21 protein-coding genes are annotated in these 22,176 nt (G+C 63.5%); 13 read left to right on the top strand and 8 right to left on the bottom strand.

Translation table 11 applies throughout. The features are described 5' to 3' along the window. The first annotated feature begins 123 nt into the window (after nt 1–123). From ABEA18_RS17345 to ABEA18_RS17305, 9 genes are read left to right on the top strand one after another with little or no spacing between them, the layout of a single operon-like run. Nucleotides 124–408 (top strand): hypothetical protein, encoded by a 285-nt coding sequence (locus ABEA18_RS17345; RefSeq protein WP_345451139.1) that lies wholly within the window; start codon nt 124–126, stop codon nt 406–408. After that, a complete protein-coding gene (locus tag ABEA18_RS17340; protein ID WP_345451137.1) occupies nt 408–1,343 on the top strand; it encodes an FAD:protein FMN transferase in 936 nt (311 codons plus the stop codon). The genes ABEA18_RS17345 and ABEA18_RS17340 overlap by 1 nt, the downstream gene beginning before the upstream one ends. After that, complete coding sequence (locus tag ABEA18_RS17335) at nt 1,340–1,909, top strand: ferric reductase-like transmembrane domain-containing protein (RefSeq protein WP_345451135.1); 570 nt, start codon at nt 1,340–1,342, stop codon at nt 1,907–1,909. The genes ABEA18_RS17340 and ABEA18_RS17335 overlap by 4 nt, the downstream gene beginning before the upstream one ends. Beyond that, complete coding sequence (locus ABEA18_RS17330) at nt 1,906–3,129, top strand: NADH-ubiquinone oxidoreductase-F iron-sulfur binding region domain-containing protein (RefSeq protein ID WP_345451132.1); 1,224 nt, start codon at nt 1,906–1,908, stop codon at nt 3,127–3,129. The genes ABEA18_RS17335 and ABEA18_RS17330 overlap by 4 nt, the downstream gene beginning before the upstream one ends. Next, entirely contained in the window at nt 3,126–3,341 is a 216-nt protein-coding gene (locus ABEA18_RS17325) for a ferredoxin (protein WP_345451130.1), read from the top strand. Before ABEA18_RS17330 ends, ABEA18_RS17325 begins: the two co-directional genes overlap by 4 nt. 37 nt (nt 3,342–3,378) lie before the next feature. After that, the gene (locus tag ABEA18_RS17320; protein WP_345451128.1) at nt 3,379–4,050 is read left to right on the top strand and encodes a response regulator transcription factor; all 672 of its coding nucleotides are present in this window, start codon (nt 3,379–3,381) and stop codon (nt 4,048–4,050) included. Further along, the gene (locus ABEA18_RS17315; protein ID WP_345451126.1) at nt 4,047–5,342 is read left to right on the top strand and encodes a sensor histidine kinase; all 1,296 of its coding nucleotides are present in this window, start codon (nt 4,047–4,049) and stop codon (nt 5,340–5,342) included. The genes ABEA18_RS17320 and ABEA18_RS17315 overlap by 4 nt, the downstream gene beginning before the upstream one ends. A gap of 58 nt (nt 5,343–5,400) precedes the next feature. Then, nucleotides 5,401–6,816: a ferredoxin reductase family protein gene (locus ABEA18_RS17310; protein WP_345451124.1), complete on the top strand. Its 1,416-nt coding sequence runs from the start codon at nt 5,401–5,403 to the stop codon at nt 6,814–6,816. Next, on the top strand, nt 6,813–7,307 hold the full coding sequence (locus ABEA18_RS17305; protein ID WP_345451122.1) for an FMN-binding protein: 495 nt from the start codon (nt 6,813–6,815) through the stop codon (nt 7,305–7,307). Before ABEA18_RS17310 ends, ABEA18_RS17305 begins: the two co-directional genes overlap by 4 nt. 12 nt (nt 7,308–7,319) lie before the next feature. On the opposite strand, the gene ABEA18_RS17300 is transcribed toward ABEA18_RS17305, so the two are convergent. Further along, nucleotides 7,320–8,273 carry a hypothetical protein gene (locus tag ABEA18_RS17300; RefSeq protein WP_345451120.1) on the bottom strand — a complete coding sequence of 318 codons (954 nt, stop codon included), beginning with the start codon at nt 8,271–8,273 and terminating at the stop codon, nt 7,320–7,322. Further along, nucleotides 8,270–8,977: a cytochrome b N-terminal domain-containing protein gene (locus ABEA18_RS17295; protein ID WP_345451118.1), complete on the bottom strand. Its 708-nt coding sequence runs from the start codon at nt 8,975–8,977 to the stop codon at nt 8,270–8,272. The genes ABEA18_RS17300 and ABEA18_RS17295 overlap by 4 nt, the downstream gene beginning before the upstream one ends. Nucleotides 8,978–9,305: 328 nt before the next feature. Between ABEA18_RS17295 and ABEA18_RS17290 the strand changes: the two genes are divergently transcribed. Next, the gene (locus ABEA18_RS17290; RefSeq protein ID WP_345451116.1) at nt 9,306–9,749 is read left to right on the top strand and encodes a pyridoxamine 5'-phosphate oxidase family protein; all 444 of its coding nucleotides are present in this window, start codon (nt 9,306–9,308) and stop codon (nt 9,747–9,749) included. Nucleotides 9,750–9,779: 30 nt separating this feature from the next. Here ABEA18_RS17290 and ABEA18_RS17285 read toward each other — a convergent pair whose 3' ends face one another. After that, nucleotides 9,780–10,658: a universal stress protein gene (locus ABEA18_RS17285; RefSeq protein ID WP_345451114.1), complete on the bottom strand. Its 879-nt coding sequence runs from the start codon at nt 10,656–10,658 to the stop codon at nt 9,780–9,782. Nucleotides 10,659–10,720: 62 nt separating this feature from the next. Then, nucleotides 10,721–11,164 (bottom strand): pyridoxamine 5'-phosphate oxidase family protein, encoded by a 444-nt coding sequence (locus tag ABEA18_RS17280; RefSeq protein ID WP_345451110.1) that lies wholly within the window; start codon nt 11,162–11,164, stop codon nt 10,721–10,723. A gap of 209 nt (nt 11,165–11,373) precedes the next feature. On the opposite strand from ABEA18_RS17280, the gene ABEA18_RS17275 reads away from it, so the two are divergent. Continuing rightward, entirely contained in the window at nt 11,374–11,622 is a 249-nt protein-coding gene (locus ABEA18_RS17275) for an SHOCT domain-containing protein (RefSeq protein WP_345451108.1), read from the top strand. 24 nt (nt 11,623–11,646) lie between these two features. On the opposite strand, the gene ABEA18_RS17270 is transcribed toward ABEA18_RS17275, so the two are convergent. Both ABEA18_RS17270 and ABEA18_RS17265 read right to left on the bottom strand, forming a co-directional pair. Next, entirely contained in the window at nt 11,647–14,082 is a 2,436-nt protein-coding gene (locus ABEA18_RS17270; RefSeq protein ID WP_345451106.1) for an HAD-IC family P-type ATPase, read from the bottom strand. A gap of 44 nt (nt 14,083–14,126) precedes the next feature. Continuing rightward, the gene (locus ABEA18_RS17265; RefSeq protein WP_345451104.1) at nt 14,127–16,535 is read right to left on the bottom strand and encodes a phosphoketolase family protein; all 2,409 of its coding nucleotides are present in this window, start codon (nt 16,533–16,535) and stop codon (nt 14,127–14,129) included. A 284-nt stretch (nt 16,536–16,819) separates the two neighbouring features. Between ABEA18_RS17265 and mgtA the strand changes: the two genes are divergently transcribed. Further along, the gene (gene mgtA / locus ABEA18_RS17260) at nt 16,820–19,498 is read left to right on the top strand and encodes a magnesium-translocating P-type ATPase (protein WP_345451103.1); all 2,679 of its coding nucleotides are present in this window, start codon (nt 16,820–16,822) and stop codon (nt 19,496–19,498) included. A gap of 4 nt (nt 19,499–19,502) precedes the next feature. Here the strand turns inward: mgtA and ABEA18_RS17255 are convergent, their stop codons facing one another. Next, the gene (locus ABEA18_RS17255; RefSeq protein WP_345451101.1) at nt 19,503–20,657 is read right to left on the bottom strand and encodes an acetate/propionate family kinase; all 1,155 of its coding nucleotides are present in this window, start codon (nt 20,655–20,657) and stop codon (nt 19,503–19,505) included. A gap of 176 nt (nt 20,658–20,833) precedes the next feature. Between ABEA18_RS17255 and ABEA18_RS17250 the strand changes: the two genes are divergently transcribed. Continuing rightward, complete coding sequence (locus tag ABEA18_RS17250) at nt 20,834–21,691, top strand: universal stress protein (RefSeq protein WP_345451099.1); 858 nt, start codon at nt 20,834–20,836, stop codon at nt 21,689–21,691. A gap of 20 nt (nt 21,692–21,711) precedes the next feature. On the opposite strand, the gene ABEA18_RS17245 is transcribed toward ABEA18_RS17250, so the two are convergent. Further along, entirely contained in the window at nt 21,712–22,173 is a 462-nt protein-coding gene (locus ABEA18_RS17245) for a universal stress protein (RefSeq protein WP_345451097.1), read from the bottom strand. Nucleotides 22,174–22,176: the final 3 nt, after the last annotated feature.

Below are 22,176 nucleotides of genomic sequence, written 5' to 3'. Positions count from 1 at the left end.
TTCGTGCATACGGTTCAGCATTTCTACACAGCTTCTATACAGGAAACGCTTAGCCGAGGCTAACTCTGGCGATCCTACAATTGACGCAGCGACACCGGTCAAGCACCAGCCAAGGAGGCTGCCATGAACTCCAGGGACAGTGGCCACAGGATCGCCCGTCAAGTGACATCGTGGGTGGGGGCCGCGAGCGTGGTGGGCGCCGTGGTGGTGGGAGCGGCAGTCTCGGCACCCGCCGCGGCAGGCACTACGTCTTCGGATAGTACGTCTTCCGGCAACACGTCTTCCGGTAACACCGGGCAGTCGATTACTCCGAACTATGGCTCGCGCCACCACTACCCATCCACCTCGCCGGTGCAGCCTATCGGTCCCGGATCAACGGCCCCGCAGGGCCGAACGTCAGGATCCTGATGGTAACGGCGGCGCGACGCTGGGAGCTATGGAGCACCGAGGCCAGTGTCATCGTCACCGAACCATCGATGCTCGGCCAAGCCGTCGATCTAAGCAAAGCCGTATGCCATGACGTTGAGATGGCGTGCAGCCGTTTCCGCGACGATTCGGAGCTCATGACGCTCGGGAGTCAGCTAGCCGACGGCCGGGAAATCAGCGATGTGCTCGCTGCCATCGTCCGCAGCGCATTGGCTGCCGCGGAAATGACCGACGGGGACGTGGACCCGGCGCTGGGGAGTGCGCTGCTTGGCCTCGGATATGACCGCGATTTCGCTCTTCTCGATGTGCCGCACAGCCCGGGGGCGGAGACACGGGGATCAATGAGTGTGACAACAATGGCCCCGGCGCGGACCCGGATAGTACTCACCGGAAACAGGCTCAAAGTGCCCAAAGGCTTCCTGCTCGACTTTGGTGCAATCGGCAAAGCTTTGGCGGCCGACTGGGCTGCGCACAGGATTTCGTCAACACTTGGCTGCGGTTCGATGGTGAGCCTTGGCGGCGATCTGGCCACCGCTGGGGAGGCTCCGCCGGAGGGGTGGGTGGTGTTGGTCCAGGATTTGCCGGGCGATCCTTCCGGGTGCGTCCGGCTGAGCTCCGGCTACGCATTGGCCACGTCGAGTACGCAAAAGCGCAGGTGGAACCATGACGGCCGGCAAGTCCACCACATCATCGACCCGCACACCGGATTGCCTGCGGAGCCCGTTTGGCGGACGGTCACGGTGGCGGCGGAAAGCTGCGCGGACGCCAATGCAATCTCCACGGCATGCGTGGTGCGAGGGCGCCGCGCGCCGTCGTGGTTGAGGGAACTAGGCATGCCTGCCCGCTTGGTTGACAGCGCAGGCAAAGTATCCGCTTTCGGTGGCTGGCCTCCGGATGGGATGGCGGGCCGATCATGAACACGGTGTTCGATCAGGCTCTTTGGGCGGTGGGCCGTGGCTCCGGGGTCGTGGCTATTGTGCTTCTGACGCTCTCCGTCCTGCTGGGTATTGGCGTCCGGTCGGGGCGGACCGTCGTGGGGATCCCGCGGTTTGCAGTCACGTTGGTGCACCGCAATGTCTCGCTCTTTTCGCTCCTGTTTGTCGTGGTCCATATTGTGTCCTTGCTCCTTGATCCTTTTGCCCAACTGAGGCTGGTCGACTTCTTCGTTCCCTTCCTGGGCGCATACAAGCCCTTCTGGCTCGGACTTGGGACGATAGCCTTCGATCTCCTGATCGTCGTGACGATCACAGCTTTGCTGCGCAACAGGATCGGTCCCAAGATGTTCAAAGCCGTGCACTGGCTGGTCTACGCAATGTGGCCCGTGTCGGTGCTTCATGCAATCGGAAACGGCACGAACGGTCGTGATGCCTGGTTCCTCGTCCTTGCGGGGTCCTGCGTGATAGCAGTTGCAGGGGCGATCGCGTGGAGGCTGCACGAGGACTTCGTCGAATATCGGAACGTGCGCCGCCAGGAAACCCGATGACATCGGATCCAGTCACCATCAGCGTCCGCGGCCAGGTTGCCGGCCCTGCCGGGACATCGCGGTTGTTCGCCGCAGGTTCAGCTGATTTCGCCAGCCACCAGGCAGCCTTTGGTCCGCTTCCGGCAATGGACCGTGCGCCGTTGATTGACGAATTGCTGCGGTCCGGGCTCGATGGCCGTGGAGGGGCCGGATTTGCGGCCTGGCAAAAGTTGGCGTCAGTCCCGGTGGACGGCCGGCGGCCGGTGATCATCGCCAACGGTGCGGAAGGCGAACCGTTGAGCCAGAAGGACGCGGCCCTGCTACACAGTGCCCCCCATTTGGTGATTGATGGCACCTTGATCGCCGGCCAGAGCCTGGGCGCCAAGGAACTGCATCTCTACGCCGGCGCGGCTCAGCTAGCGCCCGTCGCCCGTGCCTTGAAAGAGCGTGGGGAGGCACGCATACGCCTGCACGAAGCGCCCGATACGTTTATCTCCGGAGAAGGAACGGCGGTGGTCAGCGCAATCTCCGGCGGCCTGCCTATCCCGCGTGATCGAATAGGGCGGCTGACCAACAGCGGCCTGAATGGCCGGCCGACACTGGTCCACAATGTAGAGACACTTGGCCACCTCGCACTGATCTCCCGCTTCGGTTCGGCCTGGTTCCGCAGCGTTGGAACCGGTTCCGCCCCAGGGACCCGGCTCATCACCCTGTCCGGCAACACGGCCGGACCAAGGGTCTACGAGATCCCGACCGGTGTGCGCCTGACAGAGATCCTCGTGAGTACCGGCGTCGATGTGCTTTCTGTCCGTGCAGCCCTCGTGGGCGGATACCACGGCACGTGGCTCGCGGCGGACAAGCTCGACGCACCCTTCTCAAAGGAAGGGTTGGCCCCGGTGGGTGCCCGGACCGGTGCCGGAATCATCATGATGCTGGGGTCGGGGTCGTGTGGCCTCGCAGCCACTGCTGACATTCTGACCTACCTCGCGGGCCAATCGGCACGCCAGTGTGGTCCCTGCACCAACGGCCTACCTGCCGTCTCGAGCCTCTTTGCGCGTCTGGCCTACGGGGACACCAAAGGGAAACTTCCGCAGGAGATCAGCCGGCTTGCCGCGTTGGTAACCGGCCGGGGTAGCTGCGCCCATCCAGACGGGACAGCCCGGCTTGCGCTCAGCGCCCTGATGGCTTTTGGCTCCGACGTCGAAGCACACCTGCACGGGCGATGCGAGGCGCTGCGATGACCGGCCGAAAGATGACAATGCACATCGACTGGACCCGTTGCGACGGCCGGGGCCTTTGCATCGAACTACTTCCGGAACTACTCACACGCGACGATTGGGGATACCCGGCGGGCCGCGGCGGGTCCGAAATCGCGATCCCCCAGAACCTGGAATACGCGGCCCAGGACGCAGTAGCGCTCTGCCCAACACAAGCACTCAGGCTGCGCAAGTGACGCCGTTGGCCCCAGCTCCGACGCCTATACTCCGACTATGAATGAGATGAAGCCGCGCGTTCTTTTGGTCGAGGACGACGTGCAGCTTCGAGCGATGCTGGAAGAGTTGTTCGCCGGCGAAGGCTACGAAGTTTCCAGCGCTTCGGACGGACAAAAGGGTCTCCACCTTGCCCTGACCGAGGAATTCGACGTGCTGGTTCTGGACCGGGGCCTTCCCGTCATGGACGGATTGAACCTGTTGACGAAATTGCGCAGGGAGGGCGTCGAGACCGCGGCCCTCATACTCTCCGCGTTGGGCAATCCTGCAGACAGGGTTGAGGGACTCGACGCCGGAGCGGAGGACTATCTCGCCAAACCCTTCGACGTCGATGAACTTTTGGCGCGTTTGCGTGCCTTACGACGCCGGCATATCGCCGCCGCGACGACTTTGCGGATCACGGGTGGACGTTTTGACCTCGAATCACGCAGCGTAATCCGCCCCGATGGTTCCGTCGTGGTGCTGTCCGAAAGGGAGAGCGCCCTGCTCGAGGAACTGGCACGCTGGCCGAACCGGGTGTTCGGCCGCGACGAGATTCTCGAATATGTCTTTCCGAACGCTGAAGAAGCAGGGGTGGTGGATACGTATGTCCATTACCTCCGGCGGAAGCTGGGACGGGGCAGCGTGCGCACGATCCATGGCGTCGGCTACAGGATCGGCACTCTCGCATGAAGGGCCAAGCCGAGGGGGAGTTGCAGCGGTCCTCCTGGCGGCTGGCCCGGCAGACCGGTGCTTTGCTGGTGTTGTTACTGGTGGCGATTGCCGGATCGGTACTTTTGATTGTCAATACGAGCCAGGCCAGCGCAGCCCAACGCCTCCTGACCACCGCCACGGAGCACGTAGATTCAATCGTGGACGCCCCCGCCGGAACCCGGCTGGCGATATCCAACCAAGGCACTTTGACGGTGTCCCCGGGGATGCCAACCGGGCTGCCGGATGTGAAGGCGATGGAGGCTGTCGCGGCCAACAGGGTCGCCGCCGAGGAAGACGTTTCGATAGCGGGCCGCTCGTACATCGTCCGTACCGCTGCTTCCGATGGCCGGATAGTCCAAGCGGTGTTCGATCGTCATGAGAGCCTGGAGGAACTGAACCGGCTGGGCGCGGCCCTGTTGTTGACCTGCGGGGGAGCAGTGGTGGTGGCGAGCCTTCTGGCGGTGTGGTTGGCCCGGCGAGCCATGCGGCCCATGGCCGAGGCGCTCGACCGGCAGCGGCGATTCGTCGCAGATGCAAGCCATGAACTGCGCACGCCGCTGACCTTGCTGAGTATGCGGGCGCAAATGCTGAAACGACGCATGGCTTCCTCTTCGCCGCAGGAACCGATGCTGAACATTGACGCGGATGTGGACGCCATGATCGAAGATTCGCGTTCACTGACCCGATTGCTCGAAGACCTGCTCATCTCTGCGGATTCGCGGAAGGCCGAGTTCACGAACGTCGATGTCGTGGCGCTGGCGGACGACGTCGTCGAGTCGTTTTCGGTCCAGGCCGCGCGCCGCGGCGTCACGGTTGAACGAAGCGGAATAGCCGGCCCCGTGGAGATCGCCGCTGTACCGACGGCGCTGCGCCGGCTATTCGTGGCGTTGCTGGACAACGCCGTCCGGTTCGCCGGGTCACGCGTGGACGTGGGTGTCTCTAGCGACGTTAGGTCGCTTGTCATCACGGTGCGCGATGACGGGCCCGGATTTGCGGACGATGTCAAGATGCGGGCCTTCGAACGGTTTGCAACCTCAGCGCCTGCAGACGCCACGGCAGGGGACGGCGCCGCGCCGCGCCACTACGGTCTCGGACTCGCGCTCGTGGCTGAAGTGGCCGCGCAGCACGGCGGCCGGGTGGAAATCGGCACGCAACCATCCGGAGCGGTCATCATTGTGCATCTGCCGACGATCCGACGAAATCCCGGGAACTCGTCCGCGGCCGGGTCCAAGGTTCGCGCCGCGGTTTCCAGGCTTCGAAGAATGTTCTAAGAACCCGAACCTAGCATTGCGGAATGAGCAGACCATGTGCCACCGCGGGAGAGACTAGATGACGGCCCGGGCTGGAGCAACCGGCCGGCCGACCGGTCAGCGGCGGGTGCCGCAACGGGCGCGCTATCTGCGCCGGGCCCGTTTGGCCGACTTGTTGGAGACGATTGTCTGGTTGTCGGTGGCCCTTGTACTCGCACTGTTTCTGGCGGATAGCGGACTGGTGGAATTCAAGACCGTCCCGGGCGTTTTTACCGCGGTCGGCATCATCGCCGGACTCGTGGGGGCCGATTTGATGCTGATCCAGCTCCTCCTGGCAGCGCGGCTTCCGGTCATTGACCGGGCATTTGGACACGACCGCGCCTTGTTGGTCCACCAGCGCATGGGCAAACCCGTTTTCTACCTCGTTTCCTCACATGTGCTTCTGCTGTGGATCGGCTACGCGCTGACGTCGCGATTGAATGTCTTCGCAGAAATGTGGGACATGTTCATCTCGCTGCCGGACATGAAAATCGCCTACCTAGGGTATGGATTGCTGGCGGTGGTGGCGGTCACCTCGCTGGTCCTTGTCCGGCGGAGGCTTTCCTACGAAGTGTGGCACGTTGTCCACTTCCTGGCATACGCTGCCGTGCTGGCTGCGCTGCCGCACCAGTTCAGCACCGGGCAACTGTTCGCTGATGGAACGTGGGCGCGCTACTACTGGTTGGCGCTCTATTTCGGGGTAGCCGCCGCACTGCTCATCTATCGGTTCATCATTCCCGTGTTGCGGACTCTGCGCCACGACTTTCGGGTCAGCAACATCGTCACTGAGGCGCCCGGGGTGTACTCCATCGAGATGACTGGACGTTCGCTAGCGGACCTGAAGGTCCGCGGAGGCCAATTCTTCATCTGGCGCTTCTGGTCGCGAGGGCTCTGGTGGCATGCCCACCCGTTCTCGCTCTCGGCGGCCCCGGGGGTCCTTCGCCTGAAAGTGACCGTTCGTGAGCTGGGAGGTGGCACCGCTGAGCTGGGTTCCCTCAGGATTGGCACCAGGGTGAGTATCGAGGGGCCCTATGGGCTCTTTACGGACCGGGCCCGCACCACCCGCCGGGCGGTCGCCGTCGCAGCCGGCATCGGAATAACCCCCATCATCTCGCTGCTTGAGCAGGGGGATTTTGGGCCCGGCGAGATGACGGTGATAGTCAGGGCGCCGAACGAAAAAGGGCTCTACCTCTACCAGGAACTTCAGAGACTGTGCAACAGGAAATCTGCCACGCTCTACGTCCTTCTGGGGCGTCGTCCGAAGAGGGGGAACGACAGCTGGCTGCCTGCCCGCGAGGCGAGCCATCGAATGAGCCTGTCCACGATCGTTCCGCATATCCGGGACGCCGACGTGTTCGTGTGCGGTCCGCGCGACTGGACCGACCTGGTGGTCGAGGACGCAAAACGGGCAGGCGTACCCCGGTTCCGGATCCACTACGAAAGGTTTAGCTGGTGAGAGCACGTAGCGCCGTACTTGCCGGCCTCGCTTCCGCCGCCGTCCTTCTGATTGGATGGCAGGCCGGCAACCAAGCGGATTCCGCACCGGGAGGCACTACCGCGAAGGCGGCCAGTCCGCCGTCGGGCGCCGGAAAGCCAACCGGACCGGGCAGCCCGACGGCGGGAAGCACCAGCTCCGGTCCCGCGGGGCCGGCCGCTTCCGGTGCGAAAGACGGAACCTTCGACGGCAGCCGGATCCAGACCCGATACGGCACGGTGCAGGTCCAGGCCGTGATATCCGGCGGCAAGATCGCCGACGTGGTACCGCTGCAGCTCACCGACGTCGGGTCCCTGTCCGGTGAAATCGACCAGCAGGCCGTGCCGATGCTCAAATCCGAGGTGCTATCGAGCCAGTCAGCGAACGTGGACACTGTGGGAGGTGCAACCTACACCAGCCAGGGCTACCTCAACTCGTTGCAGGCTGCACTCGATGAAGCGAATTTCAAGTGATCGCAGGCGGGACTAGCGGTGCTTGTAGTAGTCCCTCCAGATCAGGCGGTGCACGGGGATGCGGCGGGGCAGCGACCTGAGCCCGGGGATGAAGGGCACCAGGGTCAGGAGGAGTGTCAGGATCACCATGGAAAACACGACGAGGACATCGGCGTTAGGCGATGACTTGAAAGGTTCCACTTGGTAGAGGGCCGAGAAGAGCCACAACCATGACTGGCCGGGGTAGTTGCCGGTTTCATTCATCATTCCCCACTGGTCGCCGGTCAGATGCTGGGCGTCAGCGAGGTCGGGGAAGTAGCTGCCGTCGCCGAGGAACAAGATGCTGGCTTTGTAATCGGTGTTATAGAACGAACCTTTTGCGCTCAGCACCGGATCAAGGGTCCCTTGCTGCGCCATGGCAAGAAGGGCTCCGGTGAGGGCCGGTACCGGGCCGTAGTCGCCGGGCGGAACCTTCGCCGGGTCGTTGTCCGTGGCTTTGCTGAGCGCGTCCCCGTACGCGGTGGTCCAGGCGGTGTGCTGGGCGTCGCTTGCCTTCGTCCATTCGTCGATCGCCGCCGGAGGCGCCGGTAGGGTTTGGAGCGGTCCGATGACGAAGTCGTTCGCTGTGTCGATCGGAAGCCGTACGCCGGAAAGGCTTTGCAGGTCAATCGGGCCGAGCCTTTGAGTGGCATCGGGCGTCGAGTTGTAGGGCGGTCCATACCCTGCGGTGCCGCTGGTGCCCCCGAGTTCCGTGGTGGCTGTCGCCACGAAGTCAGCGGGGTCGGCCATGGCCCAGGACTTCAGGGTCACCGTGGGTTCGTCCGGCGAGCTGAAAACCGCAGAGAGTCCCAGGACAAGCAGGCCAACAACCACCAGCCCGACAGCAAGTTCCTTGAACAGGTCGTATTCGCGCGTCGTGCCGGGCCATGGCCTGCTGGCGATGTCGTTTCTTGCGCGCCACGAGGTTGACGCTAGGGACTTGGTCACTTCGTGTCCTCGCTCTCGACAGCCGGATTTGGTGCCGCTGGGCGCAGCTGGGCGTCAGATTCCGCAGCCTCCAACGGGGGCACTACGCCGTGCATCCGAACGAGAACAACATGGAGGGCGACAACGACGGCGACGGCCAGCGGGAGGAGCGTGATGTGCCACATGAGTATCTGGCCCAGATCGGCGACGTTGAACCATGCGCCCACACCGACGGCATTGAGGGCGTCTTTGGCTTGGAAGGCAATCCACTGCGAGTCGAAATTGGTTTGAAGCAGATATCCGGTAAAGGCAGTCACGATTGAGACGACGAACGCGACCATCCCGGTGATCCAGGTCAGCACGCGCCCGCCCCGCCAGGCAGCCATCCAGAATTTGCCCCAGAGGTGGATCACCATGAACATGAAGAACAGTTCAACGCTCCACAGATGGGTGCTGTTGATGAAACGCCCAAAGGCCGAGGCATGGAACCACGTGGGTCCGTTCAAGGCCAGCACGGCGCCGGAAGCGAGGATGTAGACGAACGCGGCAACGGCGCCCATGCCGAAGACGTAAATCCAGGATGACACGTAACTCGGCTGGCCTTCGGGAAGCAGCTTGTCCTGCGGTAGCCGGCGCAACGCCCAGCCCCGGGCCCTTCCTGTCCAGGTGGAGAATCGTGGTTCACGGTCGTCGGCAGTCGAAACCGGGCCGTGGTCGGCGGTCATTTCCGTTTCCTTCCACTCGGAAATGGAAGAACCAAAGCGAGAATGAAAAGCACGACCATCGTGGCAATGACCAACAGATTGCCGAATTGGATCAGGAAATCACCCCACTGGAAATAGATTCCGGTATCCGCCTGTTTTATTCCGAGCATCCTTATTCCGAGCATCACGGCCTCTTTCGATGAAAGACGAACCTTCTACGGGAAGCCTTCCTATGAATGACGCTACAAGCTTTCCGGCCAATAGACACGGGTCCAAGGGCCCTATTGGATGACGCCGGCCGCGCGCATGCTGGAATGGCTTGGAATGCCGACCATCGAAAGGACCCACCATGTCACCGGATACCGCAAACCCCGTGGAAGTCCTGAACGAAGAAGAATGCTGGAATATCCTTTTGGGTTCTACGTTGGGGCGCTTGGCACTAAGCATCGCCAACGAACCGGAGATCTATCCGATCAACTTCGTCGCCCACGACGGAAAAATCCTCCTCCGCACGAATCCCGGGGAGAAGCTGTTCGCACTCACGATCAATGACAAAGTTGCGTTGGAGACCGACGGGGTCGGTAGCCAATCCGTCTGGAGCGTCGTGGTCAAAGGCAAGGCACGGCAACTTGAGTCGGGTGCCGAGATTGAAGCCGCTGAAAGGATTCCCCGCCAACAATTGACCTCTACAAAAAAGCGGGTTTTCGTTGAGATCGTCCCGACGTCCATCACCGGGAGGCGCATTCACCGGGGACCGGAGAATGACGAGCTGGCCCCTGGCGACTTGTACTGAACACATCTGATTCACCGGGACATATCTGATTCATCGGGGGCCTGGGCTGGGTCGACGCACTAGTAGGACCGGGCATGTGGCGTGATGAAGCACAGCGTGGGCGGTCGAACCGATGGTGCCCCGAATGAGTCCGTGGCCCTGGGTCCCGACGACGATGATGGAGGCATCTTCAGCCTCCGCCAAAATTGAGCCAGGGATGGACGTGCCGATCGGTGATCTTATGTCGAGATCAAGGCCCGGAAATGTTTCGTGGGCGCTCCGCTCCGCGGCATCAAGAAGCGCCTGGACCCGGGGTTCCTCTGGGCCTTGAGCCGAGATGCCCGCTGCAGGGACAGGGCGCGGAAACCAGTGTTTCTTCCGGACGTGCACCATCCGAAGGGCCGCACCGGCCAATGCGGCCAGCTTGCACGCCTGCCGAAGCGGTAGCTCCCAGTCGTCGAAGTCGACGCCGACTACAACTGGACCGCCCAGGTGTTCTCCGCCACGGATGACAGCGACGGGGCAATCGGCTGTTGCCGCGAGTTCCAAGCTGACGGAGCCGATCAGTAGTCCCATGAAACCCCCCGCGCCCCTGGTTCCGACGACCAACAATTCGGCGCCGGAAGAGAGTTTCCTGAGGTGTTCGGCCGGCCACCCATAAAACAGCGTCGTCTTGACAGCCAATCCAGGAACCGCTTCGTGGATCCGTGCCACGCCCTCGGCAAGAATGTCCTCGGCCGCGCGTCGCAACCCGCTGCCTTCGACGCCTGGCACGGGACCCAGATCGCGGGTGATTGCCGGCCACAGGGTGCTGTGGACCAAGTGAAGTCCGCAGTTCCGCTGAGCCGCCTGACGGGCAGCCCAACGGACTGCCGGGACAGCTGCGGCGGACCCGTCGTAGCCAATGATGATTTCTTCCGCGGTGTCCATGGTCTCCTTGCCCGTGAGGATGCTTGAACGTGGAATGGCTCCAGGCTCACTCCAAATGCGGGTCACTCCAGGTGCACGTGGCGTCCGGTGACTCTGTGTGCCTGGATCCGGATGAAGAGGTTTCGTGCACCGCCGGCCCATGGCTCGGCCATCACCTTTCCCCAAAGCCGTGTCAGTAGATCCTGGTCCTCAACACGGGACGAAGCCCCGCTGACGAGCACAGACCAACCCTCGCTGCGATCGGGCCGTGAATCGTCGATCTGAAAGGACGATTCAGGCGCCGGGACTGACTCCGCAATCGAACCATCCCCGGCCGTGCGGAAGTAGATCGACTGGCCGTCGACCAGATAGTTCACAGGCAGGATCACCACGCGGCCTTGCTGGACAAAGCCGAAACGGCCGGTGGTGTTTGAGCGCAGGAGATCCCAGCACTGTTCCTGGCTGAGTTCTTCCATGACGTGCAGTCCGCCGTCAACGCGGCCTGCGTCCATGCTGGGGAGTGACATGTCTGCTCCTATGTTCGTCTAGCTCTATTCGATCGTCCGGGCACACGATCGCGGGTATGCAGACCCGCAACTCCCTGCAGCCTATTGAGCGACCTTCTCCTGCTGTAGGGCCGAAAGGCCCGGCGGTGTGACTAAATGCCCTGTGGGTGGGGGCGGAAACGGGCGACACTGGACACAGGTACGCAATCGAATTCAAAGGGAGATTGGCCATGATGTGGGGATGGGGTGGAAACATCGGCATCGGCGGCTGGATCGCCATGGGGCTGATGATGTTGCTGGTCTGGGGTGGCATTGCCACCTTGGTGGTCCTCCTGCTGCGGGGGAACCACTCGGGCGGACGGGGTCTCCAGGGGCCACCCGATGATTCCGAGCGCATCCTCAACGAGCGGTTCGCCCGGGGAGAGATCGACGAAACAGAACTCGCGGCTCGCCGGGCTGCTCTAAGGCGCCGGCAGTGAGCAGGGCTGACGCGGGGTGCGGGGCTACTTCCGCGCGTTTCGCCGCCTCTGGCACCGGTGAAGGGCTTCGATAGCGAGGATTCCGCCGAGCGCGTTTCCAAGTGCCGTCAGCAGAAGATCGTTCCGGGGCCATTCCAAGCCGAAGAAGTCTTGGAGGAAGGGCACTGCCAGCACAAAGACCAGGCCCAGGTGCATCGCTCCGATGATGGTTGTGCGTCGCAGGTTGAGCGGACGCGAAATGACTGCCAGTATCCACAGACCCGTAAGTGAAAGCGTGAGAACGGAAGCCGTGCGGGTGGCACTGCTTGTGTGGCCGCCGACAGCCGTGGAATAAAGGTTGATGGCGAAGACGGCCGCAGCGACGACGAGCCCGGCTGGCCCGGCGAAGGAGAGGGAGCGCTTGAGGAATCCCGGGGCGTAGCGGCGGTTGTTGGGCATGAGCGCAAGGAAGAACGCCGGAATTCCGATGGTGAGGCCGTCTGTGGCGGAGAGCTGGCGCGGCAGAAACGGGAAGTCCCACAAGAGTGCTCCGAAGGTGGCGGAGAGGGCGATGGCGTAGGCGGTCTTGCTAAGGAACAGGACCGAAACCCATTCAATATTCGCGATGACCCGCCTGCCTTCCGCGACCACGCCGGGAAGCCTGTCGAAGCGTCCGTCCAGAAGAACAAGTCGGGAGACTGCCTTGGTGGCGGGCGCGGCCGAGTCCATGGCGATACCGATGTCCGCTTCCTTGAGTGCCAGTGCGTCGTTGACCCCGTCCCCGGTCATGGCGACAGTATGGCCTCCCCGCTGCAGCGAAAGAACCATGTCCCTCTTCTGTTCCGGGGTGACCCGCCCGAATACCACGTTGTTCTCCAGCGCTTCGAGCATCAGGTCCGGATCTACCGGCAATTCCCGTGCGTCGTACCCGTTTTCCGCGTCCAGTCCGACCTCGCGGGCGACGGCGGCAACGGTGCGGGGATCGTCGCCGGAGATGATCCTCACCTCCACGTTCTGCTCACGGAAATAGTCAAGGATCTTTGCAGCGTCCGGGCGCACGCTCTCCCGGAAGGTCAGCAGACATACGGGGGCACAACCGTCCGGGGCTTGATCCTCCGCTGCGTCCCGTACGGGCAACGGGCCGGGCAAGTAGGCCAGGGCCATGGTGCGCAGGCCGATTGAGGCCAAGCGGCCTGCTGCCTCAACGACGCGAGCTGTGTCCGGGGTGTCTTCTCGAAGGACAATCTCCGGAGCGCCCAGCACCCAGCTGCCGCCGACGAATTGGTCTGAGCCGAAGCTGACGGCACTCCATTTCCGTGCAGAAGAGAACGGCACCGTCGAGCTCGGGCGAAGGCTGGTGCCCGAGGGGAAGGCGCCGGCAAGGCACCGGGCGGTGGCATTGGCCTGCGGGTCGGTTCCGAACCAGCCTAGAACCTGCCTCCAGCCGGGCTTCGGCGACGCACCGGCCTCGTGGACGCCGTCGAACACGAGCTTGCCTTCGGTGAGGGTCCCGGTCTTGTCCAGGCAGAACACGTCCACGCGAGCGAGGCCTTCCACGGCCGCTAACTCTTGGATCAGGACTTTCTGACGGGCCAGCCGTAACCCGCCGACAGCGAAAGCGACGCTGGAGAGGAGCACCAGGCCCAGCGGGATCATGGCTATGACGCTCGCGACCGCCCCCACGGAAGCGGTCCTCCAGCTTCCGGTTGTGATGGCTTGTTCCCAACCACCGCTCGCCTGCATTTGCCCGTTGATGACAAGAATCATGACAGGCGGCAAAAGCCAGGTGATCCAACGGAGGATCCTGTTGAGACTATTGCGCATCTCGGAGTTGACCATGGAGAAGCGTTTGGCCCCGGCGGTCAGTTTGCTGGCGAAGGAGTCGGCGCCGACGCGGACCACCCGGGCCCTGCCGTGCCCGGCGACGACGCTGGAGCCGGAGGGCACCTCGGATCCCGGTCCCTTGCTCACAGGATGTGATTCGCCGGTGAGGAGCGATTCGTCAAGTTCCAGGCCTTCGCCGTCGATGATGGAAGCATCCGCGGGCACCTGGTCGCCGACTCGCAGCAGAAGCACGTCGTCGCGGACGACGTCTTGCAGGTCAATATCCTGCGCCGTGCCGTCGCGAACCACCCGGGCGGGGGAGGCGTTGAGAATGGCGAGGCGATCCAATGACTTTTTGGCCCGGTATTCCTGAACGACACCAATGAGGATATTGCCCGCGGCTGCCAGTCCGAAGAGCGCATCCTTCCACTGGCCCAGAAGAAGCAGCAGGCAGAAGCTGCAGCCCACGATCGCGTTGAACAGCGTCAGGAGGTTTGCCCGGAAGATTTGCCCCAGCGTTCTGCTTGGAGCGTCGGAAACGGTGTTGGCCAGTCCAGCTTCCGTCCGGGCCATGACCTCGGCGCCAGACAACCCGGATCCGACGGGGGAGCGGGTCCCGTCGGTGTCGGGATGATTCACGGCTGGTTGTTGGGTCACAGTTTTCCGCACTCCTCCTCGACGGCAGCTTCCTTTCCCGACCGCTAGGTGAGGTGCGGCGACCAGACCCAGTCCCGGATTTCCGGGAGGTCTTCGAAGTGATCCCGGATGTATCGCGCATGTGCGTCCAACTGCCTGCGGCAGAAGTCCACCAGTTCATCCGCGCCCCCGAGCTGCCGGTGAATGCGACGCAGCGCTTCGAGGACCAGGTGGTAGCGGCTCATCTTGTTCAGGACCACCATGTCGAAGGGGGTGGTTGTGGTTCCTTGTTCGTTGTAGCCGCGGACATGGAACCGTTCCGGGCGGGGCCTTCCATGCAGGAGTTGGTGCAGGGCCCGGGCGTAGCCATGCCAGGCCATGATGACTTCTCCGTCTGCCGTGAACAGCTCTTCGAACTTCTCACCGGACAGTCCGTGGGGGTGGGCGTCGCGGGGCGGGAGGACCATGGCATCCATGACGTTGACAACGCGGACCACAAGTCCGGGCAGATGCTCTTGCAGCAACCAGGCTGCGGCCAGCGTCTCCTGGGTGGGGATGTCCCCTGCACAGGCCAGGACGACGTCGGGCACTGCCCGGGCGCCGTCGGGCCGCTCGTTCCCGGCCCAAGACCAGATGGACGCTCCTGCCGCGGCGTGGCGCCTCGCCTCCTCCAAGGTCAGGTACTGCGGGTGCGGCTGTTTGTCGACGACCACCAGATTGACGTAGTCCTTGCTGCGAAGGATGTGGTCGGCAGTGACGAGGAGGGTATTCGCGTCTGGTGGCAGGTAGACGCGGGTGACGGTGCCCGACAGGGACAGCACCGTGTCGATCAGTCCGGGCCCTTGGTGGCTGAATCCGTTGTGGTCGTTGCGCCAGCAGGTGGAGGTCAGGAGAATGTTCAGGCTCGGCACGGGGGCTCGCCATTCAAGTTCCCTCGCATGCTGGAGCCATTTGGCGTGTTGGACGGTCATCGACGCGCTGACCATCGCGAAGGCCTCATAGCTGGCGAACAGTCCATGGCGGCCCGTGAGGAGGTATCCCTCCAGCCAACCCTGGCACAGGTGTTCGGACAGGACTTCCACGACCCTGCCTCCCGGCGAGACATGGTCTTCGGCCACGGCATGATCGCCGGCTCGCGCAGGTTCCAGTAGGCAGCGGTCGGTGGCCTCGAAGACAGCGCCGAGCCGGTTGCTGTTGGTTTCGTCCGGGCAGAAGAGCCGGAACCGCGGATCCGAGGCCGTAGCGATGTAGACATCCCGAAGCAGTTCCCCGAGCGGCCGGGTGGTTTCGTGGACGATCGACCCTCGCGGGGACGCCGGTACCGCGTACTGTTCCAGCTCGGGGATCTCAAGGACGTTCCCGGTCCAGCCCCGGCCCGCACGGGCTGCGCCCATGCGAAGACTTCCCTCCGGAGCTAGCGCGGCCAGTTCGGAGACGAGCCGGCCCGCGTCGTCGAAGAGAGTTACCGGCTGGTAGGAGCGCATCCAGGCCTCAAGCTGCGCCAGGTGTTCGGGATTCTCGCGAACGTTTGCCAAGGGCACTTGGTGGGAGCGAAAGGTTCCTTCGACGGGAAGCCCGTCCACCATGGCTGGCCCGGTCCACCCTTTTGGCGTCCGCAGGATGATGGCAGGCCATCGCGCCGGGCCGTGCACGCCCTGGCTACGCGCCTTGGATTGCAGTTCGCGGATGCGCCCAAAAGACTCGTCCATCGCGGAGGCCAAGGCGCGGTGGACAAGCACCGGGTCCTCGCCGGAGACGGTCACCGGATCCCAGCCATGGGCACTGAGCAGCGCTTCGACGTCCTCGTCGGATTTGCGGCCCAGGACGGTCGGGCCGGAGATCTTGTATCCGTTCAGATGGAGTATCGGCAGCACGGCGCCGTCCCGGGCCGGATTGAGGAAGGATGGCGCCTTCCATGATGCTTCCAACGGGCCGGTCTCGGCTTCGCCATCGCCGATGACGCAAGCGACAATCAGTCCAGGGTTGTCCATGGCCGCGCCTGTGGCGTGCATCAAGGAGTAGCCAAGCTCGCCTCCTTCGTGGATTGATCCGGGAGTGGCCGGGCCGACATGGCTCGCGATCCCGCCCGGCGTCGAAAATTGCCGGACAAGGCGCCGGAGTCCCTGGAGGTCCATCCCCACTTTGGGATAGATCTCCGAGTAGGTGCCCTCAAGATAGACGTTGGCGACGACGGCGGGACCGCCGTGGCCCGGACCAGCGACGAACAAGACTTCCGCTGAGGTTCGCCTGATCAGGCGGTTCAAATGGGCATAGATCAACGACAGTCCGGGGCTGGTTCCCCAGTGGCCCAGGAGCCGGGGCTTGATGTGGCGCGGGAGCAACGGCTCTCTCAGCAGAGGGTTTTCCTGGAGGTAAATCTGGGCCACCGTGAGGTAATTGGCCGCGGACCAATACCGGTTCAACAGCTCGAAGTCTTCGCCTGACGCTGCGGTGACGGGGGTTCCGGTTTCCATGGGCTTGCCTCTTCCGGGTTCGACGGCGTGCCGAATGCACGCGTTTCTGGCGCCTGGACTGTCTGGTCGTCACGGTGCTGGTCTTCACGGTGTCAGATGCACGGCCGGGGCGGTTAGGGCCATAGGGCCCTAGGCTGTGCCACCGCGAGACTGCTATCACAACTCCACGTAGCCATTTCCAACCGCTCGACACAACCCAACCCACGGCACTCGTCCGCCCTTCCCAAGCCTTACCCTTATCCCAAGGGCGACTCCCTCAGGCAACGCATTCGAACGGATACGGCATGTCAGATCTCAACGTCAAGGAGCGGCACCGCATGCGGCTGCCGATCAACGAGGCCGCATGCCTTTCTCCGGAGCAAGTGCTCGAACATCTGGGCTCCAGCCCAGCCGGCCTGACAAACAAAGAAGCCGCGGAACGCCTTGCAGAACTCGGCCCGAACGCCGTTCGGACGCACCGGGCCAACGGTTGGGCGGTATTGGGCCGGCAGTTCGCCAGCCCCATCCTCATCCTGCTGATCATCACGGCAGGGCTTTCCCTCTTCCTGGGCGATGCCACGAATTCGATCGTGATCGGCGTGATCCTCCTGGTCAGCGTGGGTTTGGGCTTCACCAATGAATTCCGCGCCGAACGAGCCTCCGAAGCCTTGCATTCCCGGGTAACCCACCGCGCCGTCGTGCTGCGCGACGGAACCACGCAGGAAGTGGACGTCACCGCTCTGGTGCCGGGCGACGTCGTACACCTGAGCCTGGGCGCCATTATCCCCGCCGATATCCGCCTCCTGGGCACCAAGAACCTCCTCTGCGACGAGAGCATCCTGACGGGGGAGTCCCTGCCAGCCGGGAAGGATCCGGCCCCGGTGGCGCCCGGGTCGTCCCTGGGCGACCTCGCATCCTGCGTCTTCATGGGAACCGTCATCCAGTCCGGCGGCTGCACCGGCGTCGTCGTAGCCACCGGGGCCCGCGCCGAATTCGGCCGTATCGCGCTGGGCCTGGGAGAACGGCAGCCCCAGACCGAGTTCCAGCTTGGGCTGAAGCGGTTCTCGTTCCTGCTTTTGCAGGTGGCTATCGGGCTCACCACGCTGATCTTCATCGCGAACCTGCTGCTGCACCGCCCGCTGATCGAGTCGCTGCTCTTCTCCCTGGCAATTGCCGTCGGCATCACACCGCAGCTGCTGCCCGCCGTCGTGAGCACCAGCCTCGCTACCGGCACCCGCCAGCTGGCCCGCCGCAAAGTCCTGGTCAAACGACTGGTCTGCATCGAGGACCTGGGCGACATGGACATCCTGGTTACCGACAAGACCGGCACCCTCACCGAGGGGCGCATCAGCTTCACCGGCGCGCTGCCCGCCTCCCCGGAAGTGTCCGACGCCGAACTCCTCACCTTGGGTCTGCTGGCCACCGAAACCGACTACTCCGAGGCCAAGCAATCCACTGCCGGGCAGAACCCGCTGGATGCCGCACTGTGGGAAAGCACCGGGGCCGCCGCCTTTGATCCGGCGCACTTTGAGCGACTCGACCTGATCGACTTCGACCATCAACGCCGCCGCACCAGCGTGCTGGTGCGGGAAGCCGGCGGCCCAACACGCCTGGTCACCAAGGGTTCCCCTGAGGACGTGCTCGCTCTCTGCGGGCCGACTTCGCCCAACGTGCAGGCCATGCTGGACGAACAATTCGACGCCGGATCGCGCGTCGTCGCGGTGGCTACCCGCCCAGCCACGGGGATGAGCAACATCACGCCTGCTGACGAAAGGGACCTCGTCCTGGCCGGCTTCCTCGTCTTCCTCGACCGGCCCAAGGCAAACGCGAAAGCGTCCCTGGAACAATTGGCCACGCTGGGCATCTCCGTCAAGATCGCCACTGGGGACAACGCCAAAGTCGCCGAAAAAGTATGCTCCGAACTCGGCATTATTTCCGGCGGAACCCTCACCGGCGCGGACGTCGACGTATTGTCCGACACCGAGCTGGCCGCCGCCGCCACGGAAGCCACCATCTTTGCCCGCGTCTCGCCCGAGCAGAAGGCGCGGATCATCACCCTGCTGCGCCAGAGCGGCGGAGCAGTCGGTTTCATGGGCGACGGCGTGAACGACGCCCTGGCCCTTCACAAAGCCGACATCGGGATCTCCGTGGACAGCGCCACGGACGTCGCCAAAGACGCCGCCGACATAGTGCTTTTGGAAAAGGACCTTGGCGTCCTGGCCGAGGGCGTGATGGAGGGTCGGAGGATCTTCGCGAACACCATCAAATACGTGCTGATGGGAACGTCCAGTAACTTCGGAAACATGTTCAGCGCCGCCACGGCGTCGGTGGTGCTGAGCTTCCTGCCTATGCTGCCGGGGCAGATCCTGCTCAACAACCTGCTCTACGACAGCGGCCAGTTGGCCATCCCCGGCGACCGCGTGGACAAGGAACAGCTGCTGGCGCCCTCGCACTGGAACATCGCCTTCATCCGGCGCTTCATGTTCCTTTTCGGGCCAATCAGCTCAATCTTCGACTTTGCGACCTTCGCGCTCATGCTTTTCGTCTTCAACGCCGTCCCGGGGGAGTTCCGGGCAGGCTGGTTCATCGAATCCATCGCCACGCAGACCCTCATCATTTTCGCCATCCGGACCCGACGGGTTCCGTTCCTGCGAAGCCGTCCCTCGCTTGGACTGTTGAGTGCATCCTTGGGCGTGGTGGCCGCGGGGATCTTCCTGCCGCTGTCTCCAATGGCGGGCCTGCTGGGCTTCGATCCATTGCCGGTGCCGTTCTTCCTGTCACTACTGGGAATGATCGTTGTCTACATGGTCCTGGTGGAATTCGCCAAGCAATGGTTCTTCGCCCGGGCCGCGCAGCAGCTGCCGGAGCTTCCGACGCCTGTCCGCCGTCGGCCGGATACCCACCATATCTCCCGCCGCGCCGCCCGCTTCAGCGCGCCGGTTGCCGGGATTGTGCCACGGCGTCCATCAGTCACTCTTCGTTGAGGCTTCAAATCGCTGATTCGTCCGAAAGCACGACGGCGGCTGTCGCCTCGGCGATGGCCCGTTCCTCGTCGCTCGGGACCACCAGGACCGGAAAAGCCGATGCGTCGGTGCTGATGACGCGGACGCCGGTTTCGGCGGAGCGGTTCCTGACTTCGTCGATGAAGAGGCCGAGGGGCTCGAGCCGCGAGATAACGTGGGATCTGAACCGGCTGGAATGTTCGCCGATGCCCCCGGTAAGGACCAAGGCCGCAGCCCCGCCGACCACCATGTTGTAAGCGGCGATGTACTTGGCCAGCCGGTAGGCGGCCATGTCCGAAGCGAGGATCGCACGGGTGTCCCCGTGCCGCGCGGCGTCTTGGATTGCGCGCATGTCGGCTGATCCGGCCAGGCCAAGCAGGCCTGCCCGATGGTTGAGGAGCTCGTCGACCTCGTCCGCTCCGAGGCCGCGGCGCTGCAGCAGCGTGACAATGGACGGATCCAGATCACCGGAGCGTGTGCCCATGACCAACCCCTCCAGAGGGGTCATGCCCATCGACGTGTCGACGCTGCGGCCCTCCCGTACAGCGGTAACCGAGGCGCCATTGCCAAGATGCGCCACCACCGCATTCAAGGAGCCCGGCGGGACACCGAGGTACGTCCCCGTATCGCGGCAAACCATCTCGACGGAGATCCCGTGGAAGCCGTAGCGCTTGATCCCGTATTTCGTATATAGCTCCTCCGGAACGGCGTAGCGGGAGGCATGGTCGGGAATTGTGCGGTGAAAGGCCGTGTCGAAAACGGCTACCTGGGGCGTGCGCGGCCAACGGGCGGCCGCGGCACGCATGCACGCCACGCTTGCCGCGTTGTGGAGCGGCGCAAACTCGCCTAGTTCCTGAATGGCATCCATGACGGTCTGGTTAACACCGACCGGAGAACTGAAGCGATCCCCGCCGTGGACCACCCTGAGCCCGATTGCGTCAGGGCGATCCCTGCCCGTAATGTCCCGGATTGCCGCGTCGACCTCGTCGAACACGTTGCCAAGGAGGACGGAATCCAGCCTGCCCTCTTGCGGGTCGATGGCCCGTTCCAGCAGGATCCCAGGAGCGGCGTCGGATGGTCCGAGGCGCCGTAGCTGGTACTTCAAGGATGAGGAACCTGGATTCAATACGAGGATCAGCACACTGACGTCCTTTCACGAAGACCACGCGGCACCCGACCACCGAACGCGATACCCCTCGAGGAACATAACCTGGAAATTGCGCTCGCGGGGAGGGTCTTACGGCCCTTGCAGGTCAACGATGCAGCCGACGAAACTGGGAAGAGATTGCTGCTGGTTCCAGGAAGGCACGTGCGCTCGTGAAGACAAAGATCCTCGTTGGTGTCGATGGGTCCGTCGTCGGCAGTGCTGCCGCGGACTGGGCTGCCGAACGGGCCCGTGATCTTGGTCTTCAGCTCAACCTCGTCCATGCCGTTCCGGAACCTTGGGCGTTCCCGGAGAAGGCCCTCCACGACGGCGCGACTGCACAAGCAAAGGACCTGCTGAAAGGCGAGACAGCACGGGTCACCGCACGGTTTCCCTCCCTGGAGGTAGTGACGACACTGAGTTCCGGAGAGCCCGCCGAGACTATGCGCAAGCTTTCTGCGGACGCGGAAATGGTCGTCGTGGGAACCGATAGACGCCCCGGCAACCACGGCGAAGGATTTGGTTCGGTCAGCTTTCAGATCGCGGTCATCAGCCATTGCGCCGTCGCGATTGTGCCAGCCCCCTTAACGCGCGAGTCATCCGGCGTGGTGGTTGGTGTCGATGGTTCCTGGGACGCCGAACTCGCCGTCGAGTGTGCAGCTGACGAGGCGCAGCGAATGGGACAAGAACTCGTCATCGTCCATGCCGGTAGCGGCCGCGATCCTGCCCCGTCCGGGAGATCGGGGGGCGGGACCGGGCCTGCAGAACCTGGACTCGATGGGCACGCACTGTTGTCCAAATCGGTCCACGGCCTGGAGGGGCGGCACCCGGGTTTGGTCATACTCAAGATCCTGGACCTTGAGCGCGCGCCGGCCGAAGCGCTCCTGGACGCCAGTACACGTGCACGGCTGCTGGTCATGGGCTGCAAAGGAAGAGGCGGTGCCCGCGTGCTCGTCGGCTCCGTGGCTCAGCATGTGCTGCTCAATGTCCAGTGCCCGACGCTGATAACCCGCCCCGCCTTACAAACATAGCCGCCAGGCGTGCCGCGCCATCAAGTGTTTTCAACCTCTTGACCCACCAGCAGCACCGGGCACTGTGAGTGAGCCGCGCATGCCCGGCTCACCGAACCGATGGCCTGGCCCAGGAACCCGCCCTCCCCGTGGCGGCCAACGATGAGGAGCTGGGCGTTCCGGCTCTCCTCGACAAGGATTTTGGCCGGTGCTCCGAACTTGACCGTGATGCTCAGGTGCTCTGGTCTATTGGCGTCAAAAGCCCGGTCCAGTGCTTGTTCTACCAATTGCTTCGCGGATTCTTCCAATTCGCCGGTGAATTTGCTGATCCCTTGCTCCATGCGCGAAGAGAAAAAGAGGTCCGGTATGCCGACACAAGTGATGGCTTCCAGCGGCATGTCCAGCCTTTCAGTCATCCGCCCGGCCCATCGCAAGGCTGCCGACGAGTACTCGGAGCCGTCCACACCCACAATGATCCGATTCGACGATGGTTCTGTGTTCATTGC

Source organism: Arthrobacter gyeryongensis, from assembly GCF_039543785.1.
GTDB lineage: Bacteria > Actinomycetota > Actinomycetes > Actinomycetales > Micrococcaceae > Arthrobacter > Arthrobacter gyeryongensis.
This window is presented reverse-complemented; position numbering and strand designations above follow the sequence as displayed.